General features: G+C 65.3%; 11 protein-coding genes. 8 read left to right on the top strand and 3 right to left on the bottom strand.

Annotation, left to right across the window (positions count from 1 at the left end):
- Window positions 1–5: 5 nt before the first annotated feature.
- The 6 genes from BDW16_RS05970 (at window position 6) to BDW16_RS21045 (ending at window position 7506) form a co-directional block, all read left to right on the top strand.
- Entirely contained in the window at window positions 6–3173 is a 3168-nt protein-coding gene (locus BDW16_RS05970) for an efflux RND transporter permease subunit (RefSeq protein WP_066581338.1), read from the top strand.
- A 148-nt stretch (window positions 3174–3321) separates the two neighbouring features.
- Window positions 3322–3966 carry a HupE/UreJ family protein gene (locus tag BDW16_RS05965; RefSeq protein WP_241230610.1) on the top strand — a complete coding sequence of 215 codons (645 nt, stop codon included), beginning with the start codon at window positions 3322–3324 and terminating at the stop codon, window positions 3964–3966.
- Window positions 3967–3990: 24 nt separating this feature from the next.
- Complete coding sequence (locus BDW16_RS05960; protein ID WP_066581342.1) at window positions 3991–4623, top strand: transmembrane anchor protein; 633 nt, start codon at window positions 3991–3993, stop codon at window positions 4621–4623.
- Window positions 4616–5782 carry an acyltransferase family protein gene (locus BDW16_RS05955; RefSeq protein WP_125958871.1) on the top strand — a complete coding sequence of 389 codons (1167 nt, stop codon included), beginning with the start codon at window positions 4616–4618 and terminating at the stop codon, window positions 5780–5782. The genes BDW16_RS05960 and BDW16_RS05955 overlap by 8 nt, the downstream gene beginning before the upstream one ends.
- 4 nt (window positions 5783–5786) lie before the next feature.
- Entirely contained in the window at window positions 5787–7118 is a 1332-nt protein-coding gene (locus BDW16_RS05950) for an MFS transporter (RefSeq protein WP_066581344.1), read from the top strand.
- Between the two features lie 4 nt (window positions 7119–7122).
- Window positions 7123–7506, top strand: coding sequence for a hypothetical protein (locus BDW16_RS21045; protein WP_125958870.1), 384 nt, complete (start codon window positions 7123–7125; stop codon window positions 7504–7506).
- Between the two features lie 12 nt (window positions 7507–7518).
- On the opposite strand, the gene BDW16_RS05945 is transcribed toward BDW16_RS21045, so the two are convergent.
- From BDW16_RS05945 to BDW16_RS05935, 3 genes are read right to left on the bottom strand one after another with little or no spacing between them, the layout of a single operon-like run.
- Entirely contained in the window at window positions 7519–8205 is a 687-nt protein-coding gene (locus BDW16_RS05945) for a superoxide dismutase (RefSeq protein ID WP_083954451.1), read from the bottom strand.
- The gene (gene chrA, locus BDW16_RS05940) at window positions 8205–9593 is read right to left on the bottom strand and encodes a chromate efflux transporter (RefSeq protein WP_066581370.1); all 1389 of its coding nucleotides are present in this window, start codon (window positions 9591–9593) and stop codon (window positions 8205–8207) included. The genes BDW16_RS05945 and chrA overlap by 1 nt, the downstream gene beginning before the upstream one ends.
- An 11-nt stretch (window positions 9594–9604) precedes the next feature.
- Window positions 9605–10426, bottom strand: a complete 822-nt coding sequence (locus BDW16_RS05935; RefSeq protein ID WP_066581345.1) for a chromate resistance protein ChrB domain-containing protein — start codon at window positions 10424–10426, stop codon at window positions 9605–9607.
- A gap of 416 nt (window positions 10427–10842) precedes the next feature.
- Between BDW16_RS05935 and BDW16_RS05930 the strand changes: the two genes are divergently transcribed.
- Both BDW16_RS05930 and BDW16_RS05925 read left to right on the top strand, forming a co-directional pair.
- Window positions 10843–12060, top strand: coding sequence for a tyrosine-type recombinase/integrase (locus BDW16_RS05930; protein WP_066581347.1), 1218 nt, complete (start codon window positions 10843–10845; stop codon window positions 12058–12060).
- A gap of 270 nt (window positions 12061–12330) precedes the next feature.
- On the top strand, window positions 12331–23121 hold the full coding sequence (locus BDW16_RS05925) for an autotransporter-associated beta strand repeat-containing protein (protein ID WP_066581348.1): 10791 nt from the start codon (window positions 12331–12333) through the stop codon (window positions 23119–23121).
- Window positions 23122–23174: the final 53 nt, after the last annotated feature.

Here is a 23174-nt window from a genome sequence, read left to right as displayed (position 1 = left end):
CAGCCATGCTTGAACGCATCATAAGGCTGTCGATCCGACAGCGCTGGGCCGTGCTGATCGCAGCGTTGCTGCTGGTCGCGGTCGGAATCTACTCGTTCGGACGGCTCAAGATCGACGCCGTGCCCGACATCACCAACGTCCAAGTGCAGGTGAACACCTCAGCGCCCGGCTTCTCGCCGATGGAGGCGGAACAACGCATCACCTATCCGGTGGAGACGGCGCTGGCCGGCTTGCCGGGACTGGAGTTCACTCGATCGGTCTCGCGTGCGGGACTGAGCCAGGTCACTGTCGTCTTTAAGGACGGGACCAACATCTATTTCGCCCGCCAACTGGTCAACGAACGGCTTCAGGGCGCGCGTGATGCACTCCCGCCGGGCCTCGAACCGGCGATGGGGCCGATCGCTACCGGGCTCGGCGAGATCTTCATGTATACGCTGGAGGCCAAGCAAGGCGCGGTGAAGGCGGACGGTTCGCGCTACACCGCCGAGGATTTGCGCACGCTCCACGACTGGGTGGTGCGACCTCAGCTTCGCAACGTGCCGGGGGTGACCGAGGTCAACTCGATTGGCGGCTATCGCAAGCAGTTCGTCATCGCTCCGATCCCCGCGCGGCTCGCCGCCTATGGGCTGAGCGTCACCGACCTGACCGCTGCGCTGGAGAAAAATAACAGCAACGTCGGCGCCGGCTATATCGAACGGTCGGGGTCGCAATCGATCATCCGTGTGCCGGGCCAGGCAAGCGGGCAGATGGATCTCTCGGGGATCATCGTCGCTTATCGCCAGGGGACACCGGTGCGCGTGGTTGACGTCGCCGATGTGTCGATCGGATCGGAGATACGGCAGGGCGCGGCGACAAAGGACGGGCGCGAGGTGGTGCTGGGCACGATCTATATGCTGGTCGGCGAGAATGCCCGCGAGGTCAGCGTCGCGGTCGCCGAGCGGCTGGAGGTGGTCAATAAATCGCTTCCCGCCGGTGTGCGTGCGGTAACGATGTATGACCGCTCGAAACTGGTCGAAGCCACCATCGGCACGGTCGAGAAGAACCTCGCCGAGGGTGCATTGCTCGTCATCGTTGTGCTGTTCCTGCTGCTCGGCAACATTCGCGCAGCGCTGATCACAGCGGCGGTAATCCCGGTCACTTTCCTGATGACCATCACCGGCATGGTGGCATGGGACATTTCGGGCAATCTGATGAGCCTCGGGGCGCTCGACTTCGGCCTGATCGTCGATGGCGCAGTGATCATCGTCGAAAACTGCCTGCGCAGGTTCGGCGAGGCACAGCACCGGCTCGACCGGATGCTGACGAAGGAGGAGCGGTTCGACATCGCCGCATCGGCTTCGGCCGAGGTGGTGAAGCCAAGCCTGTTCGGCATCGCGATCATCACGATCGTCTACCTGCCGATCTTTGCACTGACCGGTGTCGAGGGGAAGACGTTCCACCCGATGGCGATCACCGTCGTGCTGGCGCTGACCGCGGCGGCAATCCTCTCGCTCACCTTCGTGCCGGCAGCTGTGGCGACGTTCGTCACTGGCAAGGTCAATGAGAAGGAAAGCGCCGCGATCAGGGCCGCGAAGCGCTGGTATTCGCCATTGATCGACTGGGTACTCAAGGCACGGGTCGCGGTACTCGCCGGCGCGGTGGTGCTGGTGGCGCTCAGCGGCGTTGCGGCGACACGGCTGGGTTCGGAATTCATTCCGCAACTCGACGAGGGCGACATCGCTCTCCATGCGCTGCGAATTCCCGGCACCAGCCTGACGCAGGCCGTGCAGATGCAATCCGCTCTGGAAAACCGCATCAAGCGCTTCCCGGAGGTGAAGGATGTGTTCGCGAAGATCGGCACCGCCGACGTCGCGACCGATCCGGTGCCGCCATCAGTTGCCGACACATTTGTCATTATGAAGCCGCGGTCGGAATGGCCGAACCCGCGCAAGCCCAAGGCGCAGTTGGTCGCGGAGATGAACGCGGCGATCCAGCGCGATGTGCCGGGTTCGCGCTACGAGTTCATCCAGCCGATCCAGATGCGCTTCAACGAGCTGATCGCGGGCGTGCGTTCGGACGTAGCGATCAAGATCGTCGGCGATGATCTCGACCAACTTGCGGCCGCAGCCGAGCGCGTGGTCGGCATCGTCGCCGGGATCGAGGGCGCGCAGGATGTGCAAGCGGAGCAGGTAACTGGCCTGCCGTTCGTTGAGATCATCCCGGACCGACTTCGGTTAAGCCAGCTCGGTCTCAACGTGGCCGACGTGCAGTCGGTGGTGTCGGCGGCAACCGCCGGTGCCGGCGCGGGACAAATCTTCGAGGGTGACCGGCGGTTCGACATCGTTGTCCGCTTGCCCGAGGCGATGCGTCAGGATCGTTCGATCCTCGATCGACTGCCGGTGCCGCTGCCCGGTGAGGGCGGCGCGGTGCGCGGCAGCGTGCCGCTCTCAGAAGTAGCGACGATCCGCGAGACGACCGGTCCAAACCAGATCAGCCGCGAAGACGGCAAGCGGCGTGCGGTGGTTACGACCAATGTGCGGGGCCGCGATCTCGGCTCGTTCATCGCGGAAGTGCAGCAGAAGGTGGCGGCGCAAGCCGAGCTGCCAGAGGGCTACTGGGTCGATTATGGCGGCACATTCGAGCAGCTTCAGTCTGCCTCGCAACGCCTCCAGATCGTCGTCCCGCTGACGCTGTTGCTGATCTTCGGACTGCTGTTTCTGCTGTTCGGCTCGTTCAAGGATGCGGGGATCGTGTTCTCGGGCGTGCCGCTGGCACTGACCGGCGGCGTCGCGGCGCTGCTGTTGCGCGGTATCCCCTTCTCGATCTCGGCAGGCGTGGGCTTCATCGCGTTGTCGGGCGTGGCGGTGCTCAACGGCGTGGTGATGCTGAGCTTTATCCGCCAGCTCCGCGAGGAAGGAATGAGCCTCGAAGATGCGATCCGCGAGGGCGCGCTGACGCGATTGCGGCCGGTGCTCATGACCGCTTTGGTCGCCTCGCTCGGCTTCGTGCCGATGGCGCTCAATGTCGGCATCGGCTCGGACGTGCAGCGGCCGCTGGCGACGGTGGTGATCGGCGGGATCATCTCCTCGACAATCCTGACGCTGGTCGTGCTGCCCGCGCTCTACCGCATCGTCCACGGCCGTAAGGCCAAGGATCAGAACCCGACAACCGAACCGGCTCCGGCCAGCGCCTGAGCCTCAGCCACTCCCACGCCCTTGCCCCTTGGGCGTGGGAGACCGGCCACATGGAGATTTGAAGATGCCACTCAACGGATTGCTTTCACCGCCCGGCGCGAAACGCCGGCCCGTCCTGCTCATCACCGCATTCGCGCTCGCCGTGTTCATGGGCTTCGATGCGTGGGCGCACAACGTCGCCGAGGGCGACAAGGGCTATATCCAGGAGAGCAGCGGCGTGCTGTTCTTGCCGTTCATCTATCTCGGCGCCAAGCACATGGTCACAGGCTACGACCATCTGCTGTTCCTGTTCGGCGTGATCTTCTTCCTCTACCGGATGAAGGACATCGGCCTTTATGTGACGCTGTTCGCGGTCGGCCATTCGACCACGATGCTGCTCGGCGTTCTTTTCAACATCAGCGCCAGCGCCTATCTGATCGACGCGATCATCGGCCTGTCCGTGGTCTATAAGTCGCTCGACAACCTTGGCGCATTCCAGCGCTGGTTCGGCGTTCAGCCCAACACCAAAGTGGCCACGCTGATCTTCGGCTTTTTCCACGGCTTTGGCCTCGCGACCAAGATCATCGACTTCCAGATTGCCTCGGACGGACTGCTCGCCAACCTCATCGCTTTCAACATCGGTGTTGAGATCGGCCAGCTGCTCGCGCTCGCCGGCATCCTGATCCTCATGGGCTTCTGGCGCCGCACGCCGAGCTTCATGCGCCACGCCTTCGCCGCCAACACCGTGGTGATGTGTGCCGGCTTCATCCTTGTCGGCATGCAACTCGCCGGCTTCTTCACCAGCGCCGCCTGACCCCCTTTTCCCGGAGATAGTCCCATGTTCAATTCGCAACGTCCCCGCCCCGAAGACCTGCCGAGCAACGCGCAGCTCCTGAAGGCGACGCTTGGTGCCGCCGCTGTCGCCGGCGCGATCCTCGTGACCGTCGTGCTCCCGTCAGAATATGCGATCGACCCAACCGGCATCGGCCGTGCGCTCGGCCTGACCGAAATGGGTGAGATCAAGCAGCAACTCGCCGAAGAAGCCGCCGCCGATGCGGCGATGGAGGCCCGCGCCAAGCCCGAGGCGGCAGCGACGGTCGCGGCAGCGGCTGCGGCAGGCGTCCAGCCTGGCGCCGCCACACCGGCGTCCGCCGGTCGAAGCGATACCACCCGCGTAATCCTCGCGCCCGGCGAAGGCGCCGAGGTCAAAGTCGCCGCCGGCAAGGACGTGAGGATCGTGTTCGACTGGTCGGTCGAGGGCGGTGTCGTCAATTACGACACGCACGCTGACGCGCCCGGCATTTCCTATCACGGCTATGGCAAGGGCAGGGGATCAGCGCGCGAACAAGGCACGCTGGTCGCCGCATTCGACGGCAAGCACGGCTGGTTCTGGCGCAACCGCGGCGCAGCACCGGTCACGGTGGTCCTGAAGACGCAGGGTGCCTACAGCGAGATCAAGCGCGTTGTCTGATCCGGCCGCCTTGGCATCGGAAAAGGTCGTCCCGGCCGGCGCGCTCGCCGCGTCGCCGGGCGCCTACTTCTATATGGACGCGATGCGCGCCGTGCTCGCGCTTGTGGTGGCGTTCGGCCATGTTTGGGCACTGCTGATCCGGGACTATCGACCAGCGGACGAGCTGATCGCGGAGGCGGGCTACTTCGTCGCCGGGTTCGGGCATCAGGCGGTCATCCTGTTCTTCGTGCTGAGCGGCTTCTGGATCACGCGCAGCGTCGTCCGTCATGCCGACCGAGGCTGGTCGTGGCGCGGTTATCTGATCGAACGCATGTCGCGGCTGATGATCGTGCTGGTGCCAACGTTGGTTCTTGGCGGCACTCTCGACGCGATCGGCGTGTTCGGCCTGCAATCGCCGACGCATTTGGGGCAGACCGACACCTATGTGCTTCGGAAAGATGTGGTTCTCGCGCTTTCACCGACCGCATTCCTCGGCAACCTCACGTTCCTGCAAATCTTCGTGCCGCCGTTCGGAACCAACGGCCCGCTGTGGAGCCTGTCCTACGAATTCTGGTTCTACATCTGGTTCGCAGCGCTCTGGCTGCTTGTCCGACAACGGCGGCTGTCGATCGGCCTGCTGACACTGGCGTTCGGCTGGTTCGTGCCTACGCTCGCGCTCGCGTTCCTTAGCTGGCTGTGCGGTTCGGCGCTCTATGGGATCACGCGGGTCTGGCGGCGTCCCGCGTCGTTGACGCCGATGGCGGCATGGGGCGTGCTCGGGATAACCGGCGCTGGGCTGGCGCTCTTCCTCGTCTTTGCACGCTTCGGCGCCGATACGTGGAAGGATCCAGTGCTTGCGCTGGTTTTTGCGCTGTTCCTGCTCGCGTTGATCGCCGCCGATCCCAAGCCCCTACAGCTGTTGCGGCCGGTTGCGATCTACGGATCGAATGCGAGCTTCTCGCTCTACGCGATCCACTTTCCCGTAATGGCGCTTGCCACCGCGCTCGTGATCAATGCGGATCGACTGGAGCCGACGTTGCAAGCCATCGGCGGCGTGGCCGCCATCATGATCGGCACCATCAGCCTCGCCGGGGTCTTCTCGCGCCAGACTGAAGCGCGCACTCCGCAGCTTCGCGCCTATCTACACCGCCGCCTTTCAACCCCAGCCAGATCGAGTTGAAGCCATGCTCGCTGTTCTCGCCAACCGCACCTACCGCAACCTGTTCCTTGCGCAGATCATCGCGCTCATCGGCACGGGTCTTGCCACCGTCGCACTCGGCCTGCTCGCCTACGACATTGCCGGGAGTAACGGCGGCGCGGTGCTGGGCACGGCGATGGCGATCAAGATGATCGCGTATATCGGTGTCGCGCCGGTGGTCGGCGCCTATGCCTCACGCCTGCCGCGCCGCGCCTTCCTGATCGCGATGGACGTGATCCGTATGGGTGTCGCGCTCGTCCTGCCGTTCGTTGATCAGGTGTGGCAGGTCTATGCCCTGATCTTCGTCCTGCAATCGGCCTCGGCGGGCTTCACCCCGACGTTCCAGGCGACCATTCCTGACGTGCTGCCGGAGGAAAAGGACTATACCCGCGCGCTGTCGCTCTCCCGGCTCGCCTATGACATGGAAAGCCTGACCAGCCCGATGCTGGCGGCTGCTCTGCTCACCGTCATCAACTTCCACTGGCTGTTCGCCGGCACGGCGGTCGGGTTCGCGGCGTCGGCGCTATTAGTTCTTGCCACCGTCCTGCCCGCCGCCACCGTCAAGCCGCGCAGCGGGGGCGTTTGGACGAACACGACCCGCGGCGCACGCATCTATCTCGCGACGCCACGATTGCGAGGATTGCTTGCAGTCACACTGGCAGCCGCAGCCGCGAGCGCGATGGTGATCGTCAACACTGCCGTTCTGGTTCGCTCAGGATTGGGCCTCGGTCAAAGTGATGTCGCGATCACGCTGGCCGCATTCGGCGGTGGATCGATGGTCGCCGCATTGCTCTTGCCCAAGCTGCTCGATCGGATCGCGGATCGCACGGTGATGCTCGCAGCGGCGGCTGCAATGACGATCCTGCTCGGCGCGCTCGCATTTGGCTGGCCATGGCGCGAAGCTCCCGGCTTTTGGAACGCGCTGCTGGCCGGCTGGGCGCTGCTCGGCATGGCCTATGCTGCCAGCATCACGCCGGGCGGGCGACTGCTACGGCGCTCGTCCAGCGCCGACGATCGCACCGCGCTGTTCGCCGCCCAGTTTGCGCTCAGCCATGTCTGCTGGCTGATCGCCTACCCGCTTGCGGGGCAGATCGGCGCGCGCTGGGGGTTTGGCGCGGCGTTCGTAGCGACCGCACTGCTGGCGGCGGTCGGTAGCGTCATCGCGCTGGTGATCTGGCCGACCGACGACCCCGAAGTCGTGCCGCACGTTCATGACGATCTGCCGCCTGACCATCCGCATCTCACCGAAGCGCATAGGGATGGACAGGCAGAGCACCCTTTCCAGATCGATGATCTCCACCCCCAATGGCCGAGGTGAGGCGATGAAATTTCTGACTGTCTGTGTGTCTGGCGCTCTCGCAATGCTGCTGCTGAGCCCTGCCGCTATCGCGCATACATTTATGGTAGAGGCGCCAAAGGATCGTTCGCCCGTTACGATATATTGGGTGAAGAGCAAGCAACAACCGGACGGCCTTGTAGTGACGGGGAAGGTGCGACTTCGCGACGGCTCCGGCACGCCGCTCTCGGCCCATCTCCATTCATCTGTCACGTTAAACGACCGCAATGTCGTCACGAGCCGGGCACGCTGGCGTGCACCGCTTACGCGCCGCCATCGCAGCTCCGATTTTGGGATGCTGCTGAGGTTCCCCTCGAATCAGTCGTGGTCGGATTTGCGGGTCTGGTATCACGACGATCAGCACGATTGATGGTTATGTCGGCTAGGCGATGGCCCGTTTCAACCGACGCGCCGCCTCGTTCCAGTCGATCACCTTCATATGGGCATCGACATAGGCCGCGACCTTAGCGCCATAATCCATGGCGTAGGCATGCTCATACATGTCCAGCGCAAGCAGCGGCACGCTGTCCGCAAGCGTCATGCTGTGATCGGCGGCCCATTGATTGACGAGCCGCTGATCTCGGTTGCTCCAGGTCAGCAGCACCCAGCCCGAACCGCCGCCGAGCGCTTTGCCCATCCCGGTGAACTCGGCTGTCCAGCGGTCGAAGCTCCCGAAGCTACGCTCGATCTGCTGTGCCAAGGCGACTGGCGGGGCCGCAGCGCGGCCGAATCCGGCAAAGTAGAGCTCATGCAGGATCATGGAGTTCCATGCGATGAGCTCTTCGCGCTTCAAGCCATTCAGCGTGAAGACAGGCGCCTTTGCTGGATCAAGCGCCGCGAACTCTGCGGTGATCGCGCCAAGGCGCTTGACCGCGCCAACATAGTTGTTCGCGTGATGGCCGATGAGCAACTTTTCCGACAAGCTGGGGACCGCTGTCGGATCGAATGGCAGCTCTTTGGCCTTGAAGTCTGCTTTGACAAAGCCGGGCTGTGCTAAAGTCGTCCCCGTCAGCGAAACGGTGCCGGCGGCCAAGCCGATGGATAGCGCGGTACGTCGATCGATGGCCATCAGATTGCTCCGAGAAAGTAAAGCGCGAGGCTGGCTGCCGAAGTGGCGAGGAGCGTCGTGATGACACCCGCCCGCATCTCGAAGATGGCATAGCCGGCGCCGAGCGACAGAACGAAGGCGGCGGGGTCGATGCTCGACAGCAACGGCGCATCGAACCGGATAGGCCCGAACGACACAGGCATCGTCGAGCTGAACAGCGTGTGCAGCGCGAACCAAAGCGCAAGGTTGAGCACGACGCCGACGACGGCGGCAGTGATAGCCGTTAGCGCACCCGCGACGGCTGCGTTGCCCCGCAACCGCTCGATGAACGGCGCGCCAAGGAAGATCCACAGGAAGCACGGCGTGAACGTGACCCATGTCGCCAGCAATCCGCCGAGCGTCGCTGCAACCAAAGGATCAAGCCCACCGGCCTCGCGATAGGCGCCGAGAAACCCGACGAACTGCAAGACCATGATCAGTGGGCCCGGCGTCGTTTCCGCCAGACCGAGTCCATCGAGCATTTCGGTGGGCTGTAGCCATCCATAGCTCTCGACCGCCTGTTGCGCGACATACGCCAGGACAGCATATGCCCCGCCAAACGTCACCATGGCCATGGTCGAGAAGAAGGTGGCAATGCGGCTGAACACATTGTCGGGTCCAAGAACGATCAGGATTGCGGCGACCGGAACCAGCCACAGAGCAAGCCACACGACGGCGGTGCGCAGCGTCTCGCGCCAGCTTGGCCGGGCGTGTTCGGGCAGTTCCTCGCCCAGCAGCGTGTCCGCATCGGCAACATGCTCGCCCTTGGAAGCGCCGTGCCCGCCGCCGCCTGCAAACGCAGTCGAGCCGGCGCGGCTGGCCAGCCAGCCGATAATGCCGGCTGCGAGGACGATGATCGGGAACGGCACGCCCATGAAGAAGATGAGCACGAAGGCGGCGGCCGCGAGTAACCGCGAGGCGTTGGTCCGCAGCGCCCGGCCGCCGATCCGCACTACAGCCTGGAGCACGACGGCCAGCACTGCCGCCTTGAGACCGAAGAACAGTGCCGAGACGATGCCCAACTTGCCGTAGAGGACATAAATCCAGCTGAGCGCCATGATCGAAATCGCGCCGGGAAGCACGAACAGCACCCCCGCGACGATGCCGCCTTTCGTCTTGTGCAGCAGCCACCCGATATAGGTGGCAAGCTGTTGCGCTTCGGGTCCGGGCAGAAGCATGCAGTAGTTGAGTGCATGGAGGAATCGCTGCTCGCCGATCCAGCGCTTCTCCTCGACCAGGATGCGATGCATCACGGCGATCTGGCCGGCAGGGCCGCCGAACGACAGCATCGCTATGTGCAGCCAGACCCAGAATGCTTGAGCGAGGGTCACCGGGGCTGGGCGGGCGGCGGCGGCGGGCTGGCTGCCCATCGCCGCGCTGCTCACGACCGCGCCTCCCGCGGCGAGTGCGATGCCCAGTCATGCGATTCATTCCGCGCATCGCGGCACCAGCGGTAGAGCGCGTCGTAGACAAGCATGCCCGCTTCCAGCTGCTCGAGATCGTCGCCATACATGCGCGAGAGGCCCAACGACACAGCAAGCAGCCCGGCCGCTTCCGGCACCAGATCGGGCTTGCCGGTGTCGGCCCCCCGCACGATCGACGATAGATATTCGAGGCCGGGGAAGGCCGTGAGTCCGAACTCCGTCACCATCAGATCGAACGTGCAGTTGTCGCCGCGATGGCTCCAGAACACATTGTGATCGGCGACGTCGAAGGGCGTGGCGCCGGCATCGCGCGCGACGGTCAGGACGTCGGCGGCCGGCACGAACAGAAAGCGCGCCTTCGGATCGATGAACCGGCGGATCAGCCAGGGACAGGCGATGCGATCGACCTTGGGTCGCGAGCGCGTCACCCAGACGGTGCGGCCCTGACCATCGCGCCTCGGCAGCTTGTCAGCGTCAAGCATCGGCAGATCAGCTTTGCGCCATGCGGCAATGCCGCCTTCGAGCACGTCGGCAGCGACACCCTCGGTGCGTAGCCAGGCTGCGGCGGCCTGCGCGGACGACGAGCCGTCCTCGTCGATAATGATCGCCGAGCCCGCGATCTTGTCTGACCAGCTCTCCACAGCATCGGCCGCAAGATGGATCGAACCCGGAACCAGCCCGGCATCTGCGGCTGATCGGACATCGATGATGGTCGGCGCGGTTGACGTGCCGATGAGGCGCGCGAGCTTATCGGGTGCGATATGATTGAACGAGGGCATGTAGCGTCCTTGAGTAACAGCAATAGGACGCGATTCTTCGGCTGACGCCTCGTGGGGTGACCGCAGGCCCCATCATGGTAGATAAGCAGCGCGAGGTGCCTCCTGTCAACGCTAGTTGAAATGCCCAACCAAAGCTGGGCTATTGCGACGGGCGGCTGCAGCCCTCAATTATCTAGCGCCTAACTCTGCCAGCCGTATTCAACCGCGAACGATCGAAATTTCCCAATGATCTGAGTGCCCAGTTTTGTCCTCTGTGGGGCACCAGTACATATTGAGAACATGGTAGAAAACCGCAGAAATCTGCGGTATATTGCCTCCTGTCGGTCCGACAATGTCCCACTTTGTTCCGCCGTGGTCCACTCAAAGTGGACCACGAATCGGTGGACCACGAACAGTGACAGGAGGCGTGGTCCACCATGCTTACGACGGTTCAGATTCGTTCGCTCAAGCCTGAGCAGCGGCCGTACAAGGTTGCAGACTCGGACGGCTTGTTCCTGCTGGTGCAGCCTACAGGCGCTTTGCTGTGGCGATTTCGGTACAAAGTGTTCGGGCAGGAGCGGAAACTCTCCCTCGGCGCTTTTCCCGATCTATCGCTTCAGCAGGGGAGGCGTAAGCGCGACGAGGCGCGCGCTCAACTCATCGACGGCATCGATCCAGTCGAAGAGAAGCGCCAGCGACGGCTGGAGGCTGAACTGGCCGCGAAGACCACTTTCCAGTTGGTCGCCGAGGAATACATCCAGAAGATGCAGCGGGAAGGAAAGTCGCCCGCGACCATCAAAAAGGCACGCTGGTTTCTCGAACTCCTGGCCGGGATCGCGAAGCGGTCCATCGCGTCTGTCACGCCGCACGAGCTGCTGGACGTGCTCAAGCGCATCGAGCGACGCGGCCATCATGAGACCGCCATCCGCCTGCGTGCCTTCGCGGGCCGAGTGTTCCGGTATGGGTTTGCGACGCTGCGTACCGATTGCAACCCAGCCGACATTCTCCGCGGCGCGCTGACCGTGCCGCGCGTGAAACACCATGCGGAGATCGTCGAGCCGAAGAAGGTTGGCGAATTGCTTCGCCCAATCGATGGCTATCACGGCCGACCCGAGACCCTTCACGCATTGAGGATCGCGCCCCACGTGTTTCTCCGACCGGGTGAGCTGAGGCAGGCGAAATGGAGCGAGATCGATTTCGCAGAGAAGGTTTGGCGCGTGCCGGCTGAACGGATGAAGATGAAACAGGCGCACGCAGTGCCGCTGTCTAGACAGGTGCTGTACCTTCTTCAAGATCTTCGGTCGCTTGCTCGGGAAAGCGAGTTTCTATTCCCGGCGCTTCACACCACCAAGCGGCCCCTTTCGGACAATACTTTGAATGTCGCGCTCCGGCGCCTCGGATACGAACATGACGAAATGACAAGTCATGGCTTCCGTGCAATGGCCAGCACTCTCCTCAATGAGTCAGGTCTTTGGCATCCCGATGCCATTGAGCGCGCCTTGGCCCATGGTGAGAAGGACAAGGTTCGTGCAGCGTACCATCGCGGCGCTCATTGGGCGGAGAGGGTTCGCATGGCGCAGTGGTGGTCAGATTACCTCGATCAGCTTCGCACGGGAGGCACGGTTCTCAAGGGCAAGTTTCGGAAACGAGCGTGACCGCAATGGCTTAAACTGGGCCGTTAGCGGTCAGGCGGCTTCGGGCGCCGGGTGACGGAAAGCTGTCATCAGGCAGTGAACTCCTCGACGACAGGTATTCATGTTCTTGATCGCGAGCGCAGGCATATCCTGGTTTAGATACGAAGCGTTTTTAGTCTATTCGAACGCGTCCGGCAGATTTCACGAAGCATTTGAAATAGCTTCGCCCGCATATCGTATATTGACTTATTCTCGGTGTGCGTGTGTCGCTCCCTGAAGGGGGAGGTTGACATGGGCCGGAATACCGCTTCGTTCGTGATACTGAGGGACGGCCAGCGCAAGGCGCGACGGACCAACTCTTATCGGACCCGAACCGCACTGGCCAGCGGCCTGGCCGCGACGGTCTTGCTTGCCACCTCTGCCGCGGCGCAGGACACACGCGGTGGCGATGGCGGTCTTGGCAACGTAATGCCGGGACCGCCGGGCGGCGCGAGCAGCACCACCGGCACGGGTGGCGCCGGGGGTAACGCCACTGAAAGCTATGAAGGCGGCGCCGGGGGAGGCGCGGGTCGGGTCGGCGGCCAGGGCGGCAACACCTCGACCGGCATCACGGGCGGCGCCGGCGGCGCGACCCCGGGGGCGCATGGCGCGAACGGCACCGGTGGCGGAACGGGCAGTCGGGCAACCGGCGGCGGCGGCGGAGCCCATGGCGCAGTGCTGAACTCCATGGCGTTTCTCGGCGGCGCGATCAGCGGTGGCAATGGAGGCAACGGCGGAACCTCAAACGACGGCGATGGCGGCGGCGGCGGCGCGGGCGGCTATGGGGTGGTGATCGACGCCAATGTCGCCGGCACCTTCAGTTTCAGCGTCGCGATAGCCGGCGGGGATGGCGGGCTGGGTGGCAATGGCTATTTCTGGGGCGGTGGTGGTGGCGACGGCGGGCACGGTCTGGTTTTCGCCACGGCCGCTTCGGCTGAGCTAAACGCGCCGGTCAGTGGCGGCAATGCCGGCTTTGGCGGAACCTTCTTGGCCGGCGGCTGCTGCAACCGGGGCAACAATGGCGCCGGCGGCATTGGCGTCGTGGGGCGCGACGCGACGCTCACGATAAATGCCGCGGTGAGCGGCGGGCTGAACGGCGACGGCGTGACCCGTGCGCTGGCGCTGAGCCTTGGAGGCACTTCCCGGCTCAGCCTTGGCAGCGGCTGGAGCCTTAGCGGCGACATCCGCATCGTCGACGGCAGGCTCAACTTCCGTCAAGACAGCGACCTGACGCTCGGCAACGCCATTTCAGGCGGCGGCATGCTCATCAAGAGCGGCACGGGCATCCTCACGCTAAGCGGCACCAACAGCTATACGGGCGGAACGCGCGTCGAGGCCGGCACGCTGTCGATGGGAAGCGCTGCCGCGCTCGGTTCGGGCGGCGTCGATCTGGCCGGCGGAACGCTCGATTTGCGCAGCAACAGCTTCGATTTGGCGCGCGGGATCACTGGCACCGGCACCCTCATCGCATCGAGCGGCGGCAGCATCACGGTCAGCGGCACCAATAGTTTCGGCAGCAGCGGCGGCGGGATCACCAGCAACCTCGCGATCGCTGTCGGCAGCGGCAGGACGCTAACGCTGCTCGGCAACAATGACCTGACCGGGGGGATCACCCTGGCCGGCAGGCTGGTGATCGGCCAAACGGGCGCGGCAGGCGGGTCGGGCAACACGATCACAACCACCGGCTCGGTGATCAGCTACGCCAACGGCACCAACAACACAGCGAACATCAACATTGCGTCGAACAGCACACAGCTTGAAGTTCAGGCCGGCGCTGTCGCTACGCAAAGCGGCGTGATTTCTCAGGACGCATCGCCGCGCGGCTTCGAGAAGATCGGAAACGGTACGCTGATCCTCAGCGCAGCCAACAGCTATACCGGCACGACCGTCGTCTCCGCCGGTATTCTCGGTCTTGGTGTCGATGGTGCGGCCGGCACCGGCACGATCATGCTGGCCGATACCACCAGACTGCTCAACGCTTCATGTGGTTGTGTCCCAGTGACGCTGACCAACGCGATCCAGATCGCGCTGGGCGGCACCGCGACGATCGATGCCGGCGGCTATCAGACGGTGCTGACCGGCGCGATCAGCGGCGGCAACCTGGTCCTCGCCGATACCTTTGGCGGCGGCATCACAACGCTCACCGGCTCCAACAGCTATGGCAACACAACGGTAGCGGCCGGCGCCACGCTGCAGGTCGGCGACGGCGGCACCACCGGCACGCTCGGCACCGGCTCGATTACCACCGACGGCATGCTCGCCTTCAACCGGTCGGACGACGTCACGCTCGCCACCGCGATCGGCGGCAGCGGCCTGCTCGGGCAGTTCGGCCCCGGCAAGCTGATCCTCACCGCGAACAACAGCTATTCCGGCGGCACGCTGATCCTCAATCCCGACGGCACGATTCAGGTGGGCGATGGCGGCACCACCGGCGCACTCGGCACCGGCCAGATCGTCATCGGCGGCGGCACGCTGATCTTCAACCGCTCGGACGACATCACCGTCGCGGACAGCATCGCGGGCGACGGCCTGATCACCAAGCTCGGCGCGGGCACGCTGACGCTGAGCGGCGACAATCTCAACGGGATGACCGGCCCCTATGTCGGCAACATCTCGGTTCAGGCCGGCACGCTTGCTGTCGGCCAGTTCGGGCTCGGCGCCAGCCAGCGTGTCGAGATCGACAATGGCGCGACGTTGAAGGCGCTTGAGGACAGCTATTCCGGCGACATGGCGATCCTGTCGGGCGGCGGCACGATCGACACCGGTAGCTACACCCTCGAGATGATCGGCGCGCTCGATCTTCAGGGCGAGCTGACCAAGGTCGGATCGGGCACGCTGCTGCTCGACGATCTCAACGAGGAAGGGGCCGGCAGCGGCGGGATCAACGTCACCGCGGGCACGCTTGGCCTGGGGAGCGATTTCGCGGCCGGCACCGGGCTGATCAAGCTGGCGAACGGCACCACCCTGCTCAACGCCGCCTGCGGCTGCGCGCGCCTGAATATCGACAACGCCATCCAGATCGCGCCGGGCGGCACCGCGACCTTCGATGGCGGCGGCAACAACACCGACCTCAACGCCGCGATCAGCGGCGGCGATATCCACTTCACGACCAGCATCTCGGCGCCCTTCGCCGGCAGCATCTTCCGGCTCAACGGTGCGAACAGCTACGGCCATACGCGGATCGGTCCGAACGTCGCGCTGATCGTCTATGACGGCACGCTCGGCACCGGCAACGTCACCTTCGACGCCGCGGCGTCGGACCCGACCACGCCGGCCGCGCTCGTCTTCCAGACCGCCGCCGACTACAGCTTCAGCGGCAGGATCATCGGCAACGGTATCGTCAGCATCGAGACGGAACCCGCGAATACTGTCACGCTGACGGGATCGAACACCAGCACGGAAAAGTTCACCGGATCGGTCGACGTGATCAGCGGCAGGCTGGTGATCAACGGCAACTTTGGCGACGTGGTGGGCAACACCGCGCGCATGACGCTGAATGGCGGATCTCTGGCCGGCAGCGGGATATTCCATGGCAGCATCGACCTTGGCAATGCCGCGCTCAACCCCGGCAACAGCCCGGGCACGCTCAACATCGCCGGCAACCTCAACCTGGGCGCGGGCACGATCCTCAACTTCGAACTGGGCGCGCCCGGCGTGGTGGGCGGAGCCAGCAACGATCTGGTCAATGTCGGCGGCAACCTGACGCTCGACGGGACGCTCAACACCATCGGCTGGGGCACGGGCTATGGCCCCGGCTATTACCGCTTGATCAACTATGGCGGTACGCTCACCGACAATGGCCTCGCCATCGGCTCGATCACAGGCGGGCTGGGTGCCCAGGTACTTACCGACATCAACGGCCAGGTGAATCTCCGCCTCGGCGGCGCGCAGGCGATCCAATATTGGGATGGCGGCGATCTGACCGGCAGCTCGGCTGCCACCGGCGGCAATGGCGGCGCCGGCATCTGGAGCACCACTAGCACCAACTGGACCGGCCCGACCGGCTACGCGGTCAACGGTGCCTGGGAGAATCAGGTCGGGGTGTTCGCCGGCGTGGCCGGCAGCACTATCTCGGTCGACGGCAACCACGCTTTCCAGGAGCTTCGGTTCGAAACGGACGGCTATGTGCTGCGTCCCTTCGACCCCGTGCTGGGCGCGACGTTGCAGACGACCGGCGGCTTCTCGATCATCGATGTGAGCGCGGGCGTCACCGCCGATATCGGTGTTGTCATTCAGGGCGGGGCGGGCCTCGACAAGACCGGCACCGGCACCCTCGTCCTTTCCGCCGCCAACACCTATAGCGGCGCGACCGATATCGCGGCGGGCACGCTGCGGCTGGGCACCAACAATGCGATCGGCAATCAGTCGGCGCTCAACGTCCAGTCGGGCGCCCTCTTCGATCTGGCCGGCTTCACCACTCGGGCCGGCTCGCTCGAAGGCGCGGGCGGCATCACGCTGAACAATGGCCGGCTGGAGGTCGGCTACAACAACGCCTCCACGATGTTCAGCGGCACGATCACCGGCCCCGATGGCGGCACTTCCGACTTCACCAAGAATGGCAGCGGCACGCTGACCCTGAGCGGCACGATCAATGTCGGCCACAACCCCACGCTCGAGGCGATCGCCCAGGTCAATGGCGGCACGCTCCGGATCACCGGCACCGGCAGCCTCAGTGCCGACCTGATCCAGAATTTCTCGACGATCGAGAACAGCGGCACGATCAACGGGCCCGTCCAGACCTTTGCCAGCTTCACCAGCACCGGCATCATCAACGGATCGCTCAGCAACTTCAGCACCGCGCAGATCCAGAACCAGGTCAATGGCGAGCTGGCCAATGCGCAGAGCGGCGCAATCGTGACGCTGACCGGCACGGCGACCGGCATCACCAATTATAACAGCGTGCAGGGCGCGCTGCTCGATCTGGCCGGCTTCAACGCCACGGTAGGCGCGCTCAACGGCGCCGGCGGCGACATCCGGTTCGGCGGCGCAACCCTGACCGTCGACATGAGCAGCATCCCCTTCGCCGACTATAGCGGCGCGATCACCGGCCCCGGACTGCTGGTGAAGACCGGATCGGGCGAGCAGGTGTTGCGCGGCACCAGCATCAGTGCCCCGACCATCCACGTCGATGCGGGCACCCTCACCCTCGCCGACACCAGCGCATTCAACACCGACGTTACGGTCGCGACCGGCGCCACCTTCAACCTCAACGGCGCGCTCGGCGGCTATGTCACCAATAGCGGCACGCTCAACCTCGCCGGAACGGGTTCGATCAACTCGGTCCTGTTGCTGGCGCTGATCAACAACAGCGGCGGCGTCACCCACGCAGCCGGGACGCTCAATGCCGGCGTCCAGAATGCCGGGGCCTTCTTCGTCGATAGTCCATTGACCGGTGCTACCAGTTTCGATCAGGCTGCCGGGGGCCAGCTCACCCTCAACACCGATTTCGCGGTGGGCATGCTGACCGGATCGGGCGGCATCGACACCGGATTCTCCACCCTGAGCGTCACCGGCAACGGGGGTTCGTACTTCGACGGGGTGATCTCGGGCAATGGCGGGCTGACCAAGGCCGGCACCGGCATTCTGACGCTCAACGCCGACAACAGCTATGCCGGCCCGACCACGGTCAGCGACGGCACGCTCATCGTGGGGGTCTTCGGCGCGGTCACCGGCCAGGTGATCAACAACGCCACCTTCGAGAGCGCCGGTACGCTGCGCGGCGGCCTGTACAACGATGCCGGCGCCACGGCGCGGTTGCGGGGCCAAGCCGATGGGCTGATCGAGAACCACGGCACCGTGACGCTGACCGGATCAGTCTTCGGGAACGGCATGTTCGAGCAGGCAGCCAGCGGCACATTCAACCTGGCCGGCTTCACCGCCAGCTTCGGCGCGCTGGCCGGTGCGGGCTCGGTCGACCTGGGCGCTGGCGGTCTCTTCGTCGGCGCCGGGAACAGCGACGCCAGCTTTGCCGGCACGATCATCGGCAGCGGCAACTTTACCAAGACCGGCACGGGCACGCTCACCCTGACCGGTGTCAGCACCTATGGCGGCCCCACCCAGATCCTCGGCGGCACGTTGCGGCTGGCGGACGGCGGTTCGATCGGCGCGGGCAACGTCCATAACGACGCGACGCTGGCGTTCGACGCCGCGGTCGACCGGAGCTTCGGCAACACGATCTCGGGCAATGGCGGCGTCACCAAGTCGGGCACTGGTCTGACGACCCTGACCGGCACCAACAGCTATTGGGGCGGCACCGCGGTACTGGGCGGATCGCTCGGCTTCGACAACGGGCAGGCGCTGGGGAACGGCGCGGTGACGCTGGCGGACGGTACGCGCCTGCGCAACGTCCAGGGCGTGTCTCCGATCACGATCGGCAACGCCATTCGGGTCGACGGCAACGGCATGGCGACGCTGCAGGGTGTCGATGGTTCGAGCACGACCTTCAACGGCGCGATCAGTGGCGGCACCGTGCACTTCGGCCTGTCGGGCGGCGGCGCCACCGCCTTCACGCTCGGCGTGGCCAACAGCTATGGCGATACGCGGATCGGCGGCGGAGTCGCGCTGACCATGGGCAACGGAACGCTCGGTTCCGGCAACGTCCTGTTCGAGGCTTCGGGAAGCCCGTCCTCGCTCACCTTCGCCAATGGCCTCGACTATAGGTATGGCGGCACGATCTCCGGCGCAGGCAGCGTCATCGTCGACACCGCCGCAAGCAACGTCGCGGTCACGCTGGCTGGCTCGAACACCGTCGCCGACAATTTCACCGGCACCGTCACGGTCGCTACCGGCCGGCTGGTTCTCGACGGCAATTTCGGCGACGTGGTGAACAACAGCGCGAGCATGACGCTGAATGGCGGCTCGCTGAGCGGCAGCGGCACCTTCCACGGCGACCTCACCTTCGGCAGTGCCGAGCTCAATCCCGGCAACAGCCCGGGTACGCTCAACATCGCCGGCAACCTCACCCTCGGCGCGGGCACGATCCTCAATTTCGAACTGGGCGAGGCGGGCACGCCCGGCGGAGCCAATAACGACCTGGTCAATGTCGGCGGCAACCTGACGCTCGACGGCACGCTCAACGTCATCGCTCAGCCGAGCTTCGGCGAGGGCTATTACCGGCTGTTCAACTATGGCGGGTCGCTGACCGATAGCGGGCTGCTGTTCGGCTCGCTGCCCGGCGGCTACACGCCCACCCTGCTCACCAACATCGCCGGGCAGGTGAACCTGCTCTTCGCCAGCAGCCCCCAGGCGATCCAATATTGGGATGGCGGCGATCTGGCTGGCAGTTCGGCGGCGGCCGGCGGTGATGGCGGCAGTGGCGTGTGGAGTGGGGCCAGCACCAACTGGACCGCGCCGACCGGATACGCCGTCAATGACGGCTGGCGCGGGCAGGTTGCGGTGTTCGGCGGCGCGTCGGGCGGCAATATCGCCGTGCAGGGTACGCAGGCGTTCCAGGAACTGCGCTTCAGCACCGGTGGCTACACGATCGCCGGCACGACCGCGGCGGACGGGCTGGCGACGACCGGCGGCTTCTCGGTGGTCGACGTGTTCAACGGCGTCGATGCCACGATCAACACCCGGATCTCGGGCAGCGGCGGGCTGACCAAGACCGGGGACGGCACGCTCAACCTGGGCGGCGCGAACAGCTATGCCGGTGTCACGACGGTGTCGGGCGGCACGCTGAACCTGACGGCTGGCGGATCGCTTGCGGGAGCCGTCGTTAACGACAGCATGTTCAACAACGCCGGCACGATCGCCGGGCTGGTGACCAACAATGCGGTGATGACTTCCACCGGCACGCTGGACGGCGGGCTGAACAATCGCGCCACCGCTTCGGTCTCCGGTGTGTTGAACGGCATGGTGACGAACAGCGGCACGATCACGCTGACCGGTGTCACCACCGGCATCGGCGCGGTGACGCAGAGCGGCACGGGCCGATTCGAACTGAACGGCCACGACACCGGCTTCGGCAGCCTGGCCGGCGCCGGCACCGTGACGCTGGGCGGCGCGACGCTTACTCTGGGCAGCAATAACGCCTCGACCAGCTTTGGCGGCGTGATCGGCGGCAGTGGCAATGTGACCAAGATCGGTACCGGCACGCTCACGCTGACCGGCGCCAGCGGCTATACCGGGATCACCACGATCAGCGCGGGCACGCTCATGCTCGCCAGCACCGGCGAACTTCAGGGCGCGGTGCACAACAACGCGAATTTCGAGAATGCCGGACGGGTGAACGGCCTGGTGACCAACACCGGCGATCTCTACAGTACCGGCACGCTGGCGGGCGGGCTGAGCAATAGCGGAACCGCCGCGATCGCGGGCACACTGACCGGTGCGGTGACCAACAACGGCGTCATGGGCCTGGTCGGCAGCACCAGCGGTATCGGAACGGTGACCCAGACGGCCGGCAGCAGCTTCTACCTGAATGGCTTCAGCACGAGCATCGGCAGCCTTACCGGGGCGGGCACGGTCCTTACGGGCGGGGCGACGCTCACGCTGAACGGCGGCGGTATATCCAGCTTCGGCGGCAGCATCACCGGTAGCGGCGGCCTGATCAAGGCCGGCACGGGCAGCGTCACGCTGACCGGCGCAAACAGCCATACCGGCACCACGACGGTGGCGGGCGGCACGCTGGCAGTGAGCGCGACCGGCAGCCTCGCGGGCGCGGTGCTCAATCAGGCGAACTTCACCAATGCCGGCACCGTGGCCGGCATGGTGCGGAACGACGCTATGCTCACCAGCACCGGCACGCTTGCTGGCGGACTGCTCAACAACGGCACTGCGTCGCTGGCCGGCACGATCGGCAACGGCATGATCAACAACGGCGCGGCGACTTTCACCGGCGCCGCAACGATCGCCGCGCTGCAACAGGACGGGACGGGGACCCTTGATCTTGCCGGCTTCGGCGTATCGCTGGAGACGCTCAGCGGAGCGGGCGCGATCAATCTGGGTACCGGTGCGCTGACGATCGGCAACGGCAACGGCAATTCGTCCTATGGCGGTACTGTCTCCGGGACCGGCAGCCTGACCAAGACCGGCACCGGCACGCTGGTGCTGACCGGCACGGCGACTCACAGCGGCGGCACGACCATCTCGGGCGGCGCGCTGCAGATCGGGACCGGCGGCGCCGCCGGCTCGCTTGCCGGCGCGATCATCAACAACGGCCTGCTGGTGGTCAGCCGCAGCGACGCGGTGACGCTCTCTAACGCCGTGTCGGGCACCGGCGGCTTCGTCCAGGCGGGCGCCGGGACAACCACATTGACCGGCGCGAACAGCTATACCGGTGGCACACTCGTCTCGACCGGGCGCCTGCGCGGCGACACCGCCTCGCTTCAGGGCGCGATCCAGATCAACAGCACGCTGGAGTTCGCCCAGACCAGCACCGGCGCCTATGGCGGCAGCCTTTCGGGCGCGGGCGCGTTCGAGAAGACCGGCGCTGGCATGCTCAACTTGGTCGGCAACAGCGCGACCTTCACGGGCCCGACGAACGTGATCGGCGGCGGGCTGGCGCTCAACGGCCTGCTCTCGCGCTCTGTCATCACAGTGAGCAACGGCGCGACATTGAGCGGCACCGGCACGGCCGGCGGCCTCGTCGCCCAGAGCGGCGGCACGATCGCGCCGGGTAACAGCGTCGGCACCCTCAATGTCACCGGCAATGTCCTGTTCCAGACGGGCTCGCTGTTCGCGGCCGAGGTTCACGCCAGCGGCAGCGACCGCATCCAGGCAACGGGAACGGCGGCACTGGGCGGCACGCTGCAAATCATCAATCTGGGCGGCACCTATGCGTTCAACAGCACCTATGTGCTGCTCCGCGCCGATGCCGGGGTGAGCGGCACGTTCACCGTCGCAAACCTCAGCAGCTTCGGCCTCATCTACCGTCCAAAGATCATCTACACGGCCAACGAGGTGCAGTTGTTCCTTGCGCCGAACCAGCTCTCGGCGGTGCTCGGCACCGGTGTGCCGCTCACCTATAATCAGGCGAGCACGATTGGGCGCATCGATGCGGCGGTGATGACCGGCGGCTATGATCCGACCCCGCTGAGCGCGCTGTACAGTCTGTCGCCGGCCGCAATTCCGGCGGCGCTCGATCAGCTCTCCGGCGAAATCTATGCCGATGCCACGCGCGCCGCGCTTGAGGACGAGCGCGTGGTGCGCGAAGCGGTGGTGAGCCGGCTGGGCGACGCCGCGGCCATGGGGCTTTCGGGCAACAGCGCCTGGGGACAGGCGATCGGCAGCTGGGGCAACGTGAGCAGCGATGGCAACGCCGCCGGCTATGACATCGACCGCAAGGGCTTCCTGATGGGCATCGATACCGGCGATGCGACCGCGGAGGGCTCATGGCGTGCCGGGGTACTGGGCCAATATACCAGCATCACCGTGCCCGCCCCGGCGCGTGGCAGCCACGCGACGATCGAGTGGACGGGCGGCGGCGTCTATGCCGGTGCCGTAATCGGCGGCTGGCGGGTCCGTACCGCCGCGACGGTCTCGGTGCTCGACCTCAAGGCAGAGCGCACGATCGTGGTGCCCGGGCTCATCACCAGCGTGCGCGGCAAGGCCCGGGGGGTGATGCTCCAGACCCTCAGCGAGCTCAGCTACCGGTTCGAGACCGGCGCGAACAGCTTTGTCGAACACTATCTGGCCGGCAGCGCAAGCCGGGTGACCTTCGGTCGCTTTGTGGAGCGTGGCGGGCCGGCGACGCTGATGGTGGGCACGCAGAAAAGCGTGCTCGGCATCGGCGAATTGGGCCTGCGTGGCGAGGTGCCGCTGGTCCGCGGAGAAACGAGCGACATCCGACTGGGCGGGAATGTCGGGCTACGCGCTGCCTTTGGCGACCGCGCACCGAGCCCGGCGATCGCACTGGCAGCGGCCCCAAGCCAGGCGTTCGACATACGCTCTGCAACGATCGATCGCTTTGCCGCTGTAGCGAACGTGAATGTCACCGCCGATGTCACCGAGAAGCTCAGCCTGCGTATCGGCTATAGCGGCCTTCTGGGCAGCGGTGCACGCGAGCATGGGGCACGCGTCGCACTCAGTCTGGCCTTCTGAAATTCGCCAACGCTGGCGACTTCGGGACGGCGCCCGGCCGGCCCGCGGTCGGC

Source organism: Sphingomonas koreensis (assembly GCF_002797435.1).
In the GTDB taxonomy this organism is placed as follows: Bacteria; Pseudomonadota; Alphaproteobacteria; order Sphingomonadales; family Sphingomonadaceae; genus Sphingomonas; species Sphingomonas koreensis.
Note: the sequence above shows the minus strand (reverse complement) of the source record. Positions and strands in the feature narration are given on the sequence as shown.

What these genes read in the sequence shown, in the direction of transcription:
- BDW16_RS05925 (WP_066581348.1), top strand. Translation starts at nt 12,331, where the DNA reads ATGGGCCGGAATACCGCTTCGTTCGTGATACTGAGGGACGGCCAGCGC.
- BDW16_RS21045 (WP_125958870.1), top strand. Translation starts at nt 7,123, where the DNA reads ATGAAATTTCTGACTGTCTGTGTGTCTGGCGCTCTCGCAATGCTGCTG.
- BDW16_RS05935 (WP_066581345.1), bottom strand. Translation starts at nt 10,426, where the DNA reads ATGCCCTCGTTCAATCATATCGCACCCGATAAGCTCGCGCGCCTCATC.
- BDW16_RS05965 (WP_241230610.1), top strand. Translation starts at nt 3,322, where the DNA reads ATGGGCTTCGATGCGTGGGCGCACAACGTCGCCGAGGGCGACAAGGGC.
- BDW16_RS05930 (WP_066581347.1), top strand. Translation starts at nt 10,843, where the DNA reads ATGCTTACGACGGTTCAGATTCGTTCGCTCAAGCCTGAGCAGCGGCCG.
- BDW16_RS05950 (WP_066581344.1), top strand. Translation starts at nt 5,787, where the DNA reads ATGCTCGCTGTTCTCGCCAACCGCACCTACCGCAACCTGTTCCTTGCG.
- BDW16_RS05970 (WP_066581338.1), top strand. Translation starts at nt 6, where the DNA reads ATGCTTGAACGCATCATAAGGCTGTCGATCCGACAGCGCTGGGCCGTG.
- BDW16_RS05945 (WP_083954451.1), bottom strand. Translation starts at nt 8,205, where the DNA reads ATGGCCATCGATCGACGTACCGCGCTATCCATCGGCTTGGCCGCCGGC.
- BDW16_RS05960 (WP_066581342.1), top strand. Translation starts at nt 3,991, where the DNA reads ATGTTCAATTCGCAACGTCCCCGCCCCGAAGACCTGCCGAGCAACGCG.
- chrA (WP_066581370.1), bottom strand. Translation starts at nt 9,593, where the DNA reads ATGGGCAGCCAGCCCGCCGCCGCCGCCCGCCCAGCCCCGGTGACCCTC.